Source organism: Proteiniphilum propionicum (genome assembly GCF_022267555.1).
GTDB lineage: Bacteria > Bacteroidota > Bacteroidia > Bacteroidales > Dysgonomonadaceae > Proteiniphilum > Proteiniphilum propionicum.
The window spans coordinates 2,236,997-2,254,068 of the sequence record NZ_CP073586.1 but is presented as its reverse complement, the minus strand read 5'-3'; the positions used below and the strand labels follow the sequence as shown (position 1 = coordinate 2,254,068).

At 42.1% G+C, this 17,072-nt stretch carries 9 protein-coding genes and 1 pseudogene; all 10 read left to right on the top strand.

Annotated features, from left to right (window positions below):
• Positions 1-47: 47 nt before the first annotated feature.
• The 10 genes and pseudogenes from KDN43_RS09170 (at position 48) to KDN43_RS09125 (ending at position 16,850) form a co-directional block, all read left to right on the top strand.
• A complete protein-coding gene (locus KDN43_RS09170) occupies positions 48-1,226 on the top strand; it encodes a hypothetical protein (protein WP_238841669.1) in 1,179 nt (392 codons plus the stop codon).
• A gap of 22 nt (positions 1,227-1,248) precedes the next feature.
• A complete protein-coding gene (locus KDN43_RS09165) occupies positions 1,249-2,844 on the top strand; it encodes an ADP-ribosylglycohydrolase family protein (RefSeq protein WP_238841668.1) in 1,596 nt (531 codons plus the stop codon).
• A 4-nt stretch (positions 2,845-2,848) separates the two neighbouring features.
• Positions 2,849-4,033, top strand: coding sequence for a hypothetical protein (locus KDN43_RS09160; RefSeq protein WP_238841667.1), 1,185 nt, complete (start codon positions 2,849-2,851; stop codon positions 4,031-4,033).
• Positions 4,034-4,171: 138 nt separating this feature from the next.
• Positions 4,172-5,690, top strand: a pseudogene (locus KDN43_RS09155) (Gfo/Idh/MocA family protein).
• Between the two features lie 162 nt (positions 5,691-5,852).
• Positions 5,853-7,892, top strand: coding sequence for a beta-L-arabinofuranosidase domain-containing protein (locus KDN43_RS09150; protein WP_238841666.1), 2,040 nt, complete (start codon positions 5,853-5,855; stop codon positions 7,890-7,892).
• A 297-nt stretch (positions 7,893-8,189) separates the two neighbouring features.
• Entirely contained in the window at positions 8,190-9,146 is a 957-nt protein-coding gene (locus tag KDN43_RS09145; protein ID WP_238841665.1) for a sugar phosphate isomerase/epimerase family protein, read from the top strand.
• Positions 9,147-9,165: 19 nt separating this feature from the next.
• Positions 9,166-10,290, top strand: coding sequence for an acyltransferase family protein (locus tag KDN43_RS09140; RefSeq protein ID WP_238841664.1), 1,125 nt, complete (start codon positions 9,166-9,168; stop codon positions 10,288-10,290).
• Positions 10,291-10,440: 150 nt separating this feature from the next.
• Positions 10,441-11,796, top strand: coding sequence for a Gfo/Idh/MocA family protein (locus tag KDN43_RS09135; RefSeq protein WP_238841663.1), 1,356 nt, complete (start codon positions 10,441-10,443; stop codon positions 11,794-11,796).
• 388 nt (positions 11,797-12,184) lie between these two features.
• A complete protein-coding gene (locus KDN43_RS09130; RefSeq protein WP_238841662.1) occupies positions 12,185-13,438 on the top strand; it encodes a Gfo/Idh/MocA family oxidoreductase in 1,254 nt (417 codons plus the stop codon).
• Between the two features lie 19 nt (positions 13,439-13,457).
• Positions 13,458-16,850: a family 16 glycoside hydrolase gene (locus KDN43_RS09125; RefSeq protein WP_238841661.1), complete on the top strand. Its 3,393-nt coding sequence runs from the start codon at positions 13,458-13,460 to the stop codon at positions 16,848-16,850.
• The last annotated feature ends 222 nt before the right edge of the window (positions 16,851-17,072 follow it).

The window sequence follows — 17,072 nt, the reverse complement described above, 5'->3', positions numbered from 1 at the left end:
CGATAAAAATCGGCACAACAACTCTTATAAAATAATATAATTTGATCATGATGAATAAAATGAAATATATATTATTGCATTGCTCAACACTTTTAATTCTGCTATTTTCTTGCTCTGAAAAAAACGATTTACCTATTGAAACAGAAGATCCGGATGAAAAACCCGAAGTCTTGGAAAATGCAGAAAACATCAAAAAAGTTGCGGGAAACTCCATCCAAATAGATCCTATTGTTTTCTATTCACTGAATATTTCTCCGGGTGAACTAGTTGCTGACCTTAAAAAAGCCAACATTACTTCTGTCCATTTTTTTTTGGTAACAGACTGGGATGGCAGTAAGAATGATGAACTTTTAAGACCGGAATACCTAAAAGCGCTTAAAGATAACGGTATAGAAATATGGGCATTGTTTATCGGTAATGGAATGTATGGTGGACAAAAATTACCTGAGGAGTGGAAGATGGAATTTTTGACACAATATACAGACCCTTCAGTACGTTTTTTCTCGTTTCATAATGACGACTATGTAACGTGGCAAGTTGAAAGAATTAGAAGGATTTTAACAAACTATGATTTTATTGGAATAAGTTTCGCCGAAACATATTTTCCAGAGTGGAGAACTATTAATTCAAATGGGTTCTATGGAGACGTAAGCCTTTATGCAAGGAGGAAATTTACCAGAGAGTACTTGGGACTTAATCGCTCTGCATTAACTTTCGACGCTATCAGAAACGATCCAACATTGTATAAAAAATGGCAAGACTATAGAGTAGAAGCTATCATTAACTTTAATAAAAAAATAAAAGAAGCCGTTCGAAAAGTAAATTCCAAAGCCATATTCGCATCATGGGGAATTGCGTTAAGAAATGAGACATTAGGAGAAATCAGAGAGCATTTTGGTTTAGATATGGTAAGGCTGGTAAAAGAAGTAAAACCGGATATATTCTTTATACAAACATCATCACAAGACTGGCTTGACCCTAATTTAAAATCAGACTATTTAAATCAATACGAATATGCAAGAAAGACAATACAGGCAGCAAATCCCAACGTAAGAATGGCAGTTCAGACAGATATTGCTTCACTCTCATACCATAATCCGGGAATCGGGGTTAGGTTACCAAACTGGTGGATTGAATTTATGAATCATTCAGCCAGACTGGGCTATTACACAAACACTTCTTATGAATATGCTTTCTGCAAAAAACAGAATCTATGGATTAAATAAACTATCAAAAAATCAATAGCCAATGAAAATAAAAGGTATTTTATTTATCTTCTTGATATGTTTTCTCACCTCATGTGGAAAGATAGCCAGTGAGGAATATAAAGAAATAACACAAGCCAAATTACATGACAAAATAAAAGGTGCATGGGCAGGCAAAATGATCGGGGTTATGCATGGTATTGATATGGAATTTCAAGCCGTTGGTGAAATATTTAAGGACTCAATCACTTGGACTCCTAAGATGATTGAAGGCGCTCTTGGAGAGGATGATATTTACGGGCAATTAAGTTTTATGGCAACAATGGAAAAAAATGAGGGTTTAAAAACCCCAGTAGCGAAACTTGCAGAAGAGTTTGCCTTTGCTCAATTCAATCTTTGTCATGCCAATCTTCAGGCTCGTAAGAATTTCTTTGATGACATTATGCCACCTCTTTCGGGAACTCCGGAATATAACATGCATGCAAATGACCTGGATTTTCAAATTGAGTCCGATTTTATTGGTTTTATAAATCCTGGCATGCCTTATTCTGCCGCTCTGATGGCAGACAGTATCGGACGAATCATGGCGTATGGCGATGGGCTTTATGGTGGTATTTTTGTTTCAGGGATGCATGCATTTGCTTTCTTTGAATCGGATGCGAAAACTGTGGTAAAAAAGGCACTGCAATTAATCCCGACTGAAAGTGAATATGCCCAAGCCATTCAAACTGTTATTGACGGATACGACACAAATCCGGATAATTGGGAAAAAACATGGACGACAATTCAGGAAAGATGGGGAGACGCTGATGTCTGTGTCCCTTATCATCCATTCAATATTGACGCAACCATCAATGGGGCATATATTGCAATGGGATTGCTTTATGGAGAAAACGATATGGGCAAAACTGTCGAAATTACAATTAGATGTGGACAAGATACTGACTGTAATGCAGCTAACGCAGCAGCAGTTTTGGGTATTATGTATGGATTCGAGGCGATAGATGAAAAATTCAAGTCTCATATTCCTCACATGGAAGACAGTCTGTTTTTAAACACAAACTATTCTTTTAAAAAAGCTGTATCGCAGACAGAGCTATTTGCAGAAGAAAATATTCTATCCAATGGGGGTACTTTAGAAAATGTTACCTATAGAGTTAAACTACAAAAACCAAAAGTAATCGGGGAATTGGAACAAGCTTTTCAAAATAAAATTATGACTGATCTTGTAACAATGACTGATAAAGAAAAATATTCACTCACCGGAAGCTGGGAAGATTTTCAGAACGGTGATGGGGATTATGAGTTATATCAAGTTTCAACAAAACCCGGTGATATTTTTGAAATTAAGTTCAAAGGCACAGGCATCACAATTATGGGAAGTTATAATGTAGATGGCGGTACGGCAATGGCATATATCGATAATAAGCCCTTGAGAGAGTTTAATTGCTATTATCAAAAAGAGGCGGGTAAATGGCTTGCAAACAGACAACATATTATTCATGCAATGAATCTTGAAGAGGGTGATCATACCTTAAAAATAGTTGTGTTGAATAAAAAAGAGCCAAATTCTATTGGCTACAAAATATACATAGAAAGAGTGGTTATATTCAGCAACAAGAACGATATAAAATATTAAAATTATGTTAAAGTTATTGAAATTAATATGGAGTTTTACGTTTTTTATAGCCTTATTAATCTCATGCTCTGGTAATATTCCTCCTGACAATGGTGATAATAGCAATGGCGGTATAGAAAATGGGGACATTGTAGATTACAACGAAAACAAAGAAAATGTCAAGAAGACTGAAGGGAATTCTATTCAGATAGATCCAGTAGTACTGTATACTCTAAATATTTCTCCTGAAGAAGTAATCTCAGATCTGAAAAAAGCAAAGATAACGTCAGTCCACTTTGTAATCGTAAAGAAATGGGATGGGAGTAAAGATGATACGTTATTTAGACCGGATTATATGAAAGCACTAAAAGAAAACGGCATTGCAATTTGGATCATGTTACCTGGGAACTGCATGTACGATCAACTGCCGGAAGAATGGGAGATGAAATTTCTTAAACCTTATGCTGATCCATCTTTACATTTTTATTCATTTCATAATGATGATTATATACAGTGGCAAGTAGAGAGAGTAAACCGAATATTTAAAAACTATGATTTTGCAGGAATTGGATTTGCAGAATCATATTTTCCTGAATGGTATACAATCAATACCACTGGTCACTACGGAGATGTTAGTTTATTTGCAAGACAAAAGTTTACTCGTGAGTATTTGGGATTGAACAGGTCGGCATTGTCATTCGAAGCTATCAGGAATAATAAAGAATGGTATTATAAGTGGCAAAATTTTCGGGTCGATGCAATTCTAAACTTCAATCGTAAAATAAAAAAAGCTGTTAGGACTGCAAATCCTAAAACGGTATTTGCATCTTGGGGAATTGCTGTTAGAGGTGGTTCGCTTTCTGAGATTAGAGAACATTTTGGTCTCGATATGCCAAGAATTGCAAAAGAAGTTCAACCGGATGTCTTTTTTATACAAACGTCTTATCAAGACTGGGGTGATCCGTTGTTGCCTCCCAATTATTTAACAGGCTACGAATATGCGAAAAAAGCAATCCAAAACGCAAATCCAAAAGTAAAAATAGCTGTACAAACAGATATTGCATCACTTTCGTATCATAATCCAGGCATAGGAATAAGACTCCCTGATTGGTGGTTAGAATTTATGAATAATGCTACTCAATTAGGATATTATACAAATACTTCATATGAATATGCCTTTTGCAAAAAACAGGGATTGTGGATTGAATAACTAATCATTACAATGAAATATCCAAAATAAACACTCTGGATTCTTGAAGAAAAACAGTAATTTTCTAAATGACTTTCAAAAGTTGATCCAGACAAAATACATGAATTATAAAACTACAATAAATTAAAAAATATCAATATGAAAATCTATTCTCGAAGAAAATTTTTAAAAACGGCGGCGGCAGGCGCCGCCGGGCTGACTATCGTACCTAACAGCATATTAGGTAAATCATTCGGGCATATGGCTCCCAGCGACAAGCTCAACATCGCGGGCGTTGGCGTTGGCGGGATGGGACGCCGCAACCTGGCCAACATGAAGACGGAGAACATCGTTGCCCTTTGCGACGTGGACTGGAAATATGCCGCAAAGACATTCGGCGATTATCCCAAGGCCAGGCAGTTTAAAGACTGGCGGGAGATGTTCGACAAAATGGGTAACACCATAGATGCAATCATGGTGGCAACGCCCGATCACACACACGCGGGAGTGGCTGCTCACGCCATCACTTCAGGGAAACACACATACGTGCAAAAACCGCTGACACACAGCGTGTATGAATCCAGGCTGCTTACCAGGCTGGCAAAAAAGCACAAGGTTGCCACCCAGATGGGTAACCAGGGCAACTCGTTCGACTGGTGCCGGCAAGTGGCAGAGTGGGTCGAGTCGGGCGTCATTGGCGACGTCTACGAGGCTCACTGCTGGACAGACCGCCCAATATGGCCGCAAGGGCTGGCCGAACCAAAGGGGGGGTGTTCCCGTTCCTGCGACCCTCGACTGGGATTTGTTCATCGGGCCGGCCGCAAAACGGCCTTACGACCCGGCATACACGCCATGGAACTGGCGCGGTTTCTGGGATTTCGGTACAGGCGCCCTGGGTGATATGGCCTGTCACATCATGGACCCGCTATACTGGGCATTGGATTTGAAGTATCCAGTTAGCGTTGAGGCCAGCTCAACACTCTCAAACCTTTATTCACCGCCACAGGCTCAAAAAGTCACTTATAAGTTCCCGGCACGGCCACCTAAGGGAAAAGTAGAAATGCCCGAATTAACTGTTTACTGGTACGATGGCGGGTTGGTTCCCGACCGTCCGGAAGAATTGAAAGATGGCGAAATGATGGGGGATGAAAACGGAGGTATCATCTTAGTGGGAACAAAGGGGAAAATAATGACAGGATGTTACGGTATGAATCCGACGCTCCTGCCCACATCCCTGATGGCAGACTTTAAACAGCCCGAGCCCACTATTCCCAGGGTCAAGGGGGGAAACGGAAATATTTGGGCTACCGATGCCCACGAACAAGACTGGATAAGGGCATGCAAGGAGCCCGCCAATAACAGGAGGGAGTCTTCGTCCAACTTCCAGTTCTCGGGACCTTTCAACGAGATGGTAGTGATGGGTGTCCTGGCAACCAGGCTCTCCGGATTACACGGGTTGCACCGGGAATTAAAGTGGGACGGTGAAAATATGAAGTTCACAAACATTTCCCCTACGGACAAGATAAAGATTGTAACGGTGGATGAGTACGCGGTGATAGACGGGGATCCGAAGTTCGACCGCCGGTTTGCCGAATTCAACGCCCTGGAGATGGCAAACGAGTGGATAAGGCATACATACCAAAACGGCTTCACGCTGCCACTGATGCCTGAAATTTAAATCCGGACCAATTCAAGGGGAGGGGGCTGAAAACCCGGTCCCCCCTCTTACTTTGAAAATAAAAATAATCGTATGAGATGAGCATGTAAACAGCTTGAAACCATGTTGATGACTAAAAGCAGGTTCCATACGACATATTTTAAAGTTAATAATTTTAGTCGTATGAAATATTTAATTGCCATTTTTATTTCAACCTTCTTGATCTTGGGCTTTCATTCACAAGGAAGTAACTCAGGGCAACCACCTAACTATCCCGGCAACCGTGCCCCGCTGACCGGCAAAACCTATATCGAACTGCCCGTCGGAGCTATACGCCCTCAAGGGTGGCTCAAAGAACAATTGAACCGGATGCGGACAGGAATGACAGGACATCTGGACTCTATTTACCCGCAGGTCGCCGGACAGAGAAACGGATGGCTGGGCGGTGACGGAGACGTGTGGGAACGAGGACCGTACTGGATTGACGGACTCTTGCCGCTCGCCTATATTATGAACGATGCGGAATTAACAAAGAAAGTACAGCCCTGGATTGAGTGGACGTTGGCATCGCAAAAGCCAAACGGATACTTTGGCCCGGATACCGACCGGGAACCCGAAGAAGGCCTGCAGCGAAACAACGCTCACGACTGGTGGCCTAAAATGGTGATGCTGAAAGTAATGCAGCAATACTATTCCGCAACCGGGGATAAACGGATAATTCCCTTTATGACAAAATATTTCAACTATCAGCTGAAAGAATTACCCAACCATCCGCTGGGAAACTGGACATTCTGGGGAGAACAGCGCGGAGGAGATAACCTGATGATGGTCTATTGGCTGTACAACATTACGGGAGATCCTTTTTTACTCGAATTGGGTGAGCTGATCCACAAACAAACATTCAACTGGACGGATGTATTCCTCCATCAGGATCATCTATCGCGCCAGCACAGCTTACATTGTGTAAATCTCGGACAGGGATTTAAAGAACCGGTTATCTATTTCCAGCAGAATCAAAATCCTGAACTGCTCGAAGCGGTAAAAAAGGCTGTCCGCGATATGCGCAACACCATCGGATTGCCCATCGGATTATGGGCGGGCGACGAATTGCTCCGTTTTGGAAATCCCGTTCAAGGTTCTGAGCTTTGCACCGCAGTGGAGATGATGTATTCGCTGGAGAGTATCCTCCAGGTTACCGGTGATGTGCAATGGGCAGACCACCTCGAAAAAATTGCTTATAATGCCTTACCAACTCAAACCACCGACGATTTTGGCGCTCGACAGTATTACCAGCAGGTCAACCAGATTAAAGTCAGCCGGGACATGCGAAATTTCGTAACTCCCCATCACGATACAGACAACCTTTTCGGAGAACTCACCGGATACCCCTGCTGTACCTCCAACATGCATCAGGGGTGGCCCAAGTTTACGCAGAATCTTTGGTATGCGACCAACGATAACGGCATTGCCGCAATGGTGTATGCCCCATCGGAGGTTTCAGCAAAGGTAGGAAATGGACAACTCATCACCGTTAAAGAGTCCACACAGTATCCTTTTGAGGAAACCATTACTTTTACCTTTGAGTTTCCAGATAAAAAAGAAGAAAGAATAAAATTTCCGTTCCACCTGCGTATTCCCCGATGGTGTAAAAACCCCGTAATAACGATAAACGGGGAAGGGGTTACGGCAGAAACAAGGCAAGGTGAAATCGCAAAGATCGATCGTGCCTGGAAAAGCAATGACAAGGTCGTTCTACGCCTGCCCATGGAAGTGTCGATAAGCCGATGGTACGATGGCGGAACGGCCGTTGAACGCGGCCCACTTCTGTATGCGCTGAAGATGAATGAAAACTGGCAAAAGAAAACAACAGAGCCCCACGAAACCAAACGTTACGGAAAATGGTATTACCAGGTCACCAGCGACTCTCCCTGGAACTATGCCTTACCTATCCGTAACTTAAGTAAAGAAAATGTTGAGAAAGCTTTTATTGTTGAAACAAAAAACATGACTTCAGATTATCCCTGGACGCTGCAAAATGCACCTGTTAAAATAAGAACAACAGGATTACGCCTCCCCGGATGGAAAGAATACAACGGGTCGGCCGGCCCGGTATCTTATTTTCTCACTGAACAGGAAAAAGACATTGGTAATGAAGAAGACATTGAACTTATCCCCTATGGGTGCAGTACATTACGAATTGCTGTTTTTCCCGTGAGAGACTGATGAAATGTATACACCCCAATAAGTTTACACTTTGGGTTACTAAACCATAAATTTATAGAATAGGCAGATATTAAGAGGAAATATTTGGTGCCCATTTGTTTTTTCATGCACTAATCTCTCCTTCTTTGTGAAATTCATAGACATGTTAAAAAATTCGACTATATTTGTGACAAAAGAATGTCACTAATATAAGCATTTAATCTTTGCTTAAATCGTTTTGCAAATTACTGTGTATGATACAAAATATGATATACCTATTGCTATTCCAGGAATTACTGAATTTAAATAATCATAGATATGAACAAACGGGAATTTATTAAATCGGCTGCCGCCATTGCGGGAGCGACAGTCGTTTCTCCCTTGTCTGCAACGATATCGCCCATTGAGACTGTCACTCCATCGTTGGGTCTATCATCAACCCTTGTAGACAATAAGCCGAAACAAAAAGTCGCCTTAAAAAAGAGCTTGGGGCTTGGAATGATCAAAGAGGAGTTGTCATTAACTGACAAATTTAAACTTGCCGTAGATCTTGGATTCAACGGTGTAGAACTAAACTCACCTGTTGATTTTAATATGCCCGAGATCCTTGAGGCAAAAGCCAAATCGGGGATTGAACTTCCCTCGGTTGTAAACAAGGACCACTGGAGTTCACCCCTTTCCGATCCCGACCCGGCCGTGAGGAAAAAGTGTATCGACTCTGTCGCGAAATCTTTGCAGGAGGTGAAAGAGATGGGTGGAGACACGGTTTTAGTCGTGCCGGGTGTAGTCAACGAAAAGGTATCTTACGAGCAGGCATACATCACTTCTCAAAACTCAATCAGAGAGCTGATTCCTTATGCAGAAGAAACAGGGATGCAAATTGCTTTGGAAAACGTATGGAACAATTTCCTCATAAGTCCGGTGGAAGCAAAAAGATTTGTTGATGAAATAAATCATCCTCTTGTAGGATGGTATTTCGATATTGGTAATGTGCTGCGTTACGGATGGCCTGAGCATTGGATCAGGACATTAAACAGACGCATTATGAAACTCCACATCAAAGAGTTCAGCCGCGAGCTGATGAACTCCAAAGGATTGTGGGAAGGGTTCAAAGTAGATCTGCTGAAAGGCGACAATAACTGGCCTTTGGTAATGAAAGCCGTCAAAGAGATAAATCATCAGGGAGGATGGCTCACTGCAGAGGTAAACGGGGGAGACCGGAATCATCTGAAGATGATCTCGGCACAAATGGATGAGATTATATCGTATCTGTAATAAATTGTATCTTGTATCGATGAAACAAAAAACTAGAAACGAGATTCAGCCACAGCGACTAAAGTCACTCGATGCTCTGAGAGGATTCGACATGTTCTGGATTATGGGTGCAGGTGAGTTTTTTATACTGCTGGGCTCTTTAACCGGATTACCCGCTCTGCAGTGGTGGGCAAACCAGATGACACATATAGAATGGCATGGTTTTCACGCATATGACATGATCTTTCCTTTGTTCCTTTTCATTGCCGGTGTCTCATTTCCCTTCTCTGCACAAAAGCGTTTAAAGATGGAAGATGGAAGGAATTCACTTTACAGGCATATTTTTAAGAGAGGGTTGCTACTTGTGCTGATAGGTATTATTTACAATAACGGTATCAGCTTCGATTTCGCAAACCTGCGTTATGCAAGCGTTCTGGGACGAATTGGACTGGCATGGATGTTTGCCACATTGATTTTCATGAATACGAAAAAATCAAAAACACGTGTAATCTGGTTCTGGGGTATCCTGATTTTCTACTGGCTCCTTTTTGTACTGTTTAAGGCACCTGATACTGGAGATCCCGATCATTATTCAATGCAGGGAAATATTGCAAGTTATATCGACAGGCTTCTGTTACCGGGACGTTTCTGCTGTTTTGAGCTGGGAGATAACGAAGGGATATTGGCTCTGATCTCCGCTACTGGGACAGGATTATTAGGTATTCTGACAGGGGAGCTGCTTTTAACAAACCTGAAACCATTAAAGAAAGTATTGTATATGGCTATTGCAGGTGTTATCCTTATGATAGCAGGTCAGTTATGGAATCTTGCCTTCCCTATTAATAAAATACTGTGGTCCAGCTCTTTTGTCTGTTGGGTTGGAGGTATAAGCCTGCTTTTGATGGCTATTTTTTACCTGATTATTGACGTGTGGAGGTTAAGTAAGTGGTCTTTTTTCTTCGTCGTGATAGGGATGAACCCTATTACAATCTATCTTGCTAACCGTATCATACGGTGGGGAAATGCAAATGAATTTTTCTTCCGTGGTATTGCTGAACTCTTTCCCGAAACTTGGGCTCCCATTGTCATGTCTGCAGGATATATAACCATAGGATGGGTGTTTCTTTATATCCTCTATAGGCGAAAAATATTTCTTAAGATATAAGTCTATCCTCTGATTAATCTTTTTTTGAAACTCATTTTTCGCAAATTATGAATATATTACTTCGTTATTTTTCTATCTTTGCCAAATGTGAATTACAATCTATTGATATAATTTTCAGTTATCTGAAGTCTTAAAACATATTATTTCGAAATGCAACAAAACAATCAATTATCACGGAGAAATTTTCTAAAAAGTTCATTAGTAGCCGGAACAATAGGAATAACCGCTGGAATTCCGATTCTGAGTTCTTGCTCATCTCAAAAAAAAGATAAAAAAGCCGGGTTAACACTCCCTGTATTACCAGATCAGGCACCCGATGGAAAAGTTCTAAAAGCCGGATTGGTCGGTTGTGGTGGTCGTGGTACTGGTGCTGCAATAGATTTCCTGAATGCAGGGCCAAATCTGCAGATAGTGGCTCTTGGTGATGTCTTCCAGGATAAGATGGATGCCTGCAGGGAGATTTTGAAAAAGAAAAAAAATGTGGAAATTCCTGATGAGAATTGTTTTATTGGTTTCGACAGCTATGAGAAAGTTATTGATTCGGGAATTGATATAGTACTGTTATGCACACCTCCACATTTTCGTCCTACACATGTAGAGGCCGCTGTGAACGCAAAAAAACATATCTTTATGGAGAAGCCTATTGCTGTTGACCCCACAGGTGTAAGGAAAGTGCTGGCAGCAGTAAAAAGAGCTGAATCACTTAATCTGAATATAATCAGCGGGACCATTCGCCGTTCACAGAAGGACTATATGGAGACCCGACGAAGGGTATTAAACGGTGAAATCGGTGAAATAACCGGAGCAAACATTATCAGGAACGGGGGAGCCTTGTGGTTTCGCAACAGAAGGCCGGAATGGACAGATATGGAGTATATGCTAAGAAACTGGGTAAACTTCTGCTGGCTGTCGGGAGATCATATTACAGAACAGTTCATTCACGAGATAGATGTGATGAACTGGTATTTTGGGCAGTACCCTGTAAAAGCTACCGGTTGGGGAGGGCGCCAAAGAAGGGTCACCGGTGATCAGTATGACTTTTTCAGTATCGAATATCTTTATGAAAACGGCATGCGAGGACATTGCGCTTCACGTCAGATAGACGGGTGCAGTAATGGGAAAGTTGAGCAGATTAATTGCTCAAACGGTTATGCAGACGCATCCGGAAAGCTGTATGACCTGAAAGGAAATATTGTTTGGGAGTACCCTTTACCTGCTGAAAATGACAACCAGTCGGAATGGAAAGTGACCAATCCCTTCGTTCAGGAACATATAAACCTGGTCACCGCAATAAGAACAGGGAACACCATAAACGACGGGGTTGACCAGGCTTACTCTACGCTTGTAACCATTATGGGTAGAATAGCAGCATACACAGGAAAAGACATAACCTGGGATGAGATATTGAATTCCGAGTTATACCTGGGTCCCAAAACTTACCTTATGGGTAAAGTGGAAAACATCCCCGAGACAATTCCTTTGGCAGGTGCACCTCACAAAGAATAGCCTATTTCAAATATTTCAAAGGAGACTGTTTTTAAAAGCCGGACAGTCTCCTTTTTTTATGTGCATTTGGGCCCGGCTTTTTTCTGGTTTATGAAGCAGCAGAAACTTTTGAACTTACTTTGAAAGATTTATCCCTTTGCTGGCTCTCCAAGCATGACAAACAAGGAGATTTTTGTACCTATCTAGAAAGATTCAAGTATGCTTTTTCTAAAAGATGAAACAGTCTTTCATTTATTTAACAAAAAGTGTACTTAAAATTTAACACCTGTTACTTTTACTCTTTTTTTATTCTTTATCTAACTTTTCATTCTTTTTTCTCCTCAGAAAACATTATTTTTACAAAGTTAATTTTTCACATACCTATAAGTAATTAAATTTTATAATAACAATGACCACCAGAAGACATTTTTTAAAAACTATCGGTGGAGTTACATTGCTGACAATTGTGCCCCGGAATGTGCTGGGGAAAGGGATGATTGCTCCCAGCGATGAACTTACCAAGGGAATTATCGGCGTGGGAGGAATGGGACGCGGTCACATTTCCTACGATAACACACGTGTTGTTGCTATGTGCGATGTCGACAAAAATCACCTTACCAAAGCAGCTGCAATGGTAAAAGAAAAGATCAACCTCTATCACGATTTTAGGGATCTTATCCTTGATAAAAACGTTGATATCGTTCACATTGCTACCCCACCCCATTGGCATGGAATTATGTCGGTTGAAGCAGCAAAGGCAGGAAAAGATATTTTCTGTGAAAAGCCGATGACAAGAACCATAGGAGAAGGGAAACGTGTTAGGGAAGCAATAGCACAACATGGTAATATTTTCCGTCTGAACACCTGGTTCCGCTTCAAGGATCAATTTTACGGCCTTGGCACCCCGGTAAAGCCGCTAAAAAAACTGATCGACAGCGGGCTCTTAGGATGGCCTCTGAAAGTGACCATCAGCAAACATACCGGTTTCGACTGGAAATTCTTCTGGGTGGGGAAAACACACCTTGAACCACAGCCTGTACCTCAGGAACTAGATTATGATATGTGGCTGGGGCCGGCTCCCTATAAGCCATACAATGCACATCGCGTTCACCAGACCTTTCGTGGTTACTGGGACTACGATGGCGGAGGATTAGGTGATATGGGACAGCACTATATCGACCCCGTACAGTACATGTTGGGTAAAGACAATACAAGTCCGGTTAAAGTGGAGGTTGATGCACCTCAACAGCATCCCGACGCAGTCGGCACATGGCGTTCAATCACTTACACTTATGAAGACGGCTGTCAGATCATACTCTGGGGTGGCGATTACGGAAAACCTGACACCCCCTATATTTCAGGGCCAAAAGGAAATGTTTACAAAAACTTTGTTTGCGATATCCCCGACTGGGAAAAGAAACTGGCTGCATTCCCCGAACCACGCGAACAGAATACTAATTTCCTTGAGTCTGTTCGAAACAGACAGAAGTTTGCACTGAACGAGGTGAACGGGCACCGCTCATGTACTATCGTGAACATGGGTGCTATAGCGCTTCAACTAAACAGAACACTGCAGTTTGACCCGGTAAATGAAATGTTTGTCAATGACGAAGAAGCTAACAGACTGATTGATCAGCCTATGAGAGCTCCCTGGACTATATAATCTCTTAAAATAAAAAAAGATGAAACATATACGATTTATCATATTTTTTCTGAGCCTTCTGATAACTGCCGGAATTCAGGCTCAGACACCGCAAGGCAGAACCGATGCTACCATCATCGCCGATGCACTGGCCCAACTGCCGGCAGACACCCCGAAGAATTACAACCAGATTATTTCAGATTTAGTCTCCACCGGTGAAAAGGGACTGCTGGAAATTATAGGAAGGATGAATCCTCCCGGAAAAGAGAGTAACGAAGTGCTGGATTACGCCATTAGCGGCTGGACCAGCTTTGTGGCAAACGACTACAACAAACGGTCAGTGGCTGAAAAAGCATTCGGAAAGGCACTCGCCCAACCTCTCGATAAAGAGGTGAAGGCATTCATTATACGCCAACTCAGAAAAATAGGAACTGACGAAAGTGTAAACGTATTAGCCGATTTCCTTACTGACAGCTATCTCTCAGACGATGCGTCGCAAGCGCTGGTAAGTATCGGAACAGAGAAAGCACATGATGCTCTACTGATAGCTCTCTCCTCAGGTGGATCGGATGAGATAAGGCTCAACCTTGTTAACGCCATTGCCCAGACCGATTACCAAAAAGCCGAACCGGCCCTGCTTAGCCTGTTAAGCAACAGCACACAGGAAAAAATGGAAAAAGTAATTCTCAATGCATTAGCCAATGTGGGGTCAGAAGATGCCCTTGAACCATTAAGAGAGGCAGCGGCAAAGGCCGGATTTGCATATAATAAAAACAGTGCCACTGCATCATATATCAAATTACTTGACAGGCTCAACAACGGCAACCCCAAACTGGTAGAGAAAGAAGCAAAGAAGCTACTTTCCACTGCTTCCAGACAGAATGACACGGGACTGAGGAGTGCTGCCATGCAATTGATCCTAGCACAGGAATCCACGAAAAAAGTGAACTTATTGAAGAATGTTATTAAAGATGGTGATATCACTTATATAAACGCTGTGCTCAACGCATACCCTTTTCAGAATGATAAAAAAGCGAATGAGCTGATATTAAAGGAGCTATCCTCTAACAAATCGACCCAGATACAGACAACCCTTATCTACTGGTCTGCAGAAAACAACGGAAAAACAGCCCTTCCTCAAATCATAAGGCTTGTAAAATCTTCTGACAAGGAAGTGCAAAAGGCTGCAGCTCATTCTCTTGCAAGAATCGGTGGAGATGAGGCTCTTATTGCATTAGCTGCCCTGCTAAAAAGCGATGATAAAGAGACAGTTACACTAACACAAAATGCTTTATCAACCTTTGACGGTGATATATCTTACACCCTTGCATCAGTTTTTAACGAATGCGGAGATGAGGGGAAAAAGGCAATCCTGCAACTTATTGCAAACCGCAAAATGGAGAGCCAATACAATCTCGTTTATAATCAGATATTTACTGGCAATACAGTAGTGAAAACCGAAGCTGCAAACACACTGAAAGAGGTTGTAACTGACAGAAACCTATCTGACCTTTTCACCCTGCTTGAGCAGTCCGATGCAAGCTATGCACCCGCAATACGGCAGGCAATTAATGCGGCACTCAACTATCTTCCGGCGGATGAGCAACTGAATCTGGTTGCCGGAAGAATGGGTAAATCTGCCAACAAACACCTCTATTACAGCGCCCTTGCAAACAGCGGAACCCCGCAGGCAATGGATCTTATTTCCAAAGCATATGGTAAAGAAACCGGTAAAAATAAAAGCGCTGCTTTTGAAGCACTTGCCGGATGGAAATCGTTTAACGTTGTTTATCCTCTTTTGGATATAGCAAGAAGCAGCAAAAACAATCAGGAACTGGAAAAGGTAACCGATGCGCTTGTTTCGACAATCGCCGGATCTAATAAAACAGGTGCCGTTAAATACCTCTTCCTGCGCGAAACGATGTCATTTGCCCAAAACGACAAACAGAAGAATGAAATTATTAAACTGATGGGCACTACCGCCCAATACCAGGCAATGCTTTTCGTTGCTCCCTATATGGAGCAGCCTCAAACAAGCGAGACAGCTGCTATTGCGGCAATGAATATTGCAATTAACAATCCCTCTTTTGCCGGCACAGAAACAAAGAAAATACTGGATAAAGTAAGTCAAACACTTCAAAATCCCGATGCAGACTATCAGAGGCAATCCATCCAGAAATATCTCTCGGAAAACTCACAGGAGGGAGGATATATTTCTATCTTTAATGGGGAAAACCTGGACGGATGGAAAGGATTGGTGGCAAACCCGATCAAAAGGGCAGCCATGAACAAGAAAGAACTTACTCAGGCACAGCAGAAAGCAGACAAGGAAGCAGCAGAAAGCTGGATTGTTGAAGATGGAGTACTGCTCTTTACGGGAAAAGGCGACAACCTCTGTACCGAGGAACAATACGGCGATTTTGATATGCTAATAGACTGGAAACTGTATGAAGGGCCTGAACCTGATGCTGGCATCTATCTTCGCGGAACTCCGCAGGTACAAATATGGGACACAGCAAGAGTAAACGTAGGTGCACAAGTCGGGTCAGGCGGGCTCTATAATAATCAGGTGAATCCCAGTAAACCACTTAAGGTGGCAGATATAAAGGTGGGTGAATGGAATACATTCCGTATCAAGATGATAGGCGACCGCGTTTCGGTGTGGCTTAACGGCCAGCTGGTAACTGACAATGTCATTCTGGAAAACTATTGGGATCGCAGCCAGCCGATATTCCCTGTTGAGCAAATTGAGTTGCAGGCTCACGGTAGCAAAGTGGCATATCGCGACATCTTGATCAAAGAACTGGAACGCCCTGAACCATTCAAACTCTCAGAACAGGAGAAAAAAGAAGGGTTTGAGGTACTCTTCGATGGTACAAACATGCATCACTGGACAGGAAACACCACCGACTATATTATGGAAGATGGAGTGATAGCAGTATATCCTGGTAAGAACTACAGCGGAATCAACCGTAACCTCTACACCAAGAAAGAGTATGATAATTTTGTCTTTCGTTTTGAGTTTATGCTCACACCCGATGCCAACAACGGGCTGGGGATTCGTACTCCGATGGAAGGTGATGCTGCCTACCAGGGTATGGAGCTGCAGATTCTCGATAATGAAGCACCCGTTTATAAAGACCTGCAGAAATATCAGTATCACGGGTCGGTATATGGGGTGATCCCAGCTAAAAGAGGCTTCCTTAAACCGACAGGCGAATGGAATTACCAGGAAGTTATTGCCGATGGAGACAATATTAAAGTAATACTGAATGGGACAACAATCTTAGACGGAAATATTCGTGAAGCTGCCAAAAACGGAACGATAGATGGCAGAGAGCACCCGGGACTTTTCAATAAAAAAGGACATATCGGATTTCTGGGACACGGAACGGTTGTGAAATTCAGGAATATAAGAGTAAAGGAGTTGTAGATCTTTAGTATAATATCAACATTAAGATTTTATTGTGCCGGAAAAGATTATAAGTTGCTTTTCCGGCACAGTTTTTTAGAAATTGCTTTGTGACAGAAACAACAACCAAGTGTTTTATTTAATGATTGCTTATAATATATTGGTTAAAGGATAAATTATCATTGCGTTAAACTTTACTGAAATACAACAGTGTTTCTTGCTGACTCTCATTGTATTAAAAAA

Bases quoted from the DNA above. Each gene is read 5' to 3' on its own strand.
- KDN43_RS09145 (WP_238841665.1), top strand. From the start codon at position 8,190: ATGAACAAACGGGAATTTATTAAATCGGCTGCCGCCATTGCGGGAGCG.
- KDN43_RS09150 (WP_238841666.1), top strand. From the start codon at position 5,853: ATGAAATATTTAATTGCCATTTTTATTTCAACCTTCTTGATCTTGGGC.
- KDN43_RS09165 (WP_238841668.1), top strand. From the start codon at position 1,249: ATGAAAATAAAAGGTATTTTATTTATCTTCTTGATATGTTTTCTCACC.
- KDN43_RS09170 (WP_238841669.1), top strand. From the start codon at position 48: ATGATGAATAAAATGAAATATATATTATTGCATTGCTCAACACTTTTA.
- KDN43_RS09140 (WP_238841664.1), top strand. From the start codon at position 9,166: ATGAAACAAAAAACTAGAAACGAGATTCAGCCACAGCGACTAAAGTCA.
- KDN43_RS09130 (WP_238841662.1), top strand. From the start codon at position 12,185: ATGACCACCAGAAGACATTTTTTAAAAACTATCGGTGGAGTTACATTG.
- KDN43_RS09135 (WP_238841663.1), top strand. From the start codon at position 10,441: ATGCAACAAAACAATCAATTATCACGGAGAAATTTTCTAAAAAGTTCA.
- KDN43_RS09125 (WP_238841661.1), top strand. From the start codon at position 13,458: ATGAAACATATACGATTTATCATATTTTTTCTGAGCCTTCTGATAACT.
- KDN43_RS09160 (WP_238841667.1), top strand. From the start codon at position 2,849: ATGTTAAAGTTATTGAAATTAATATGGAGTTTTACGTTTTTTATAGCC.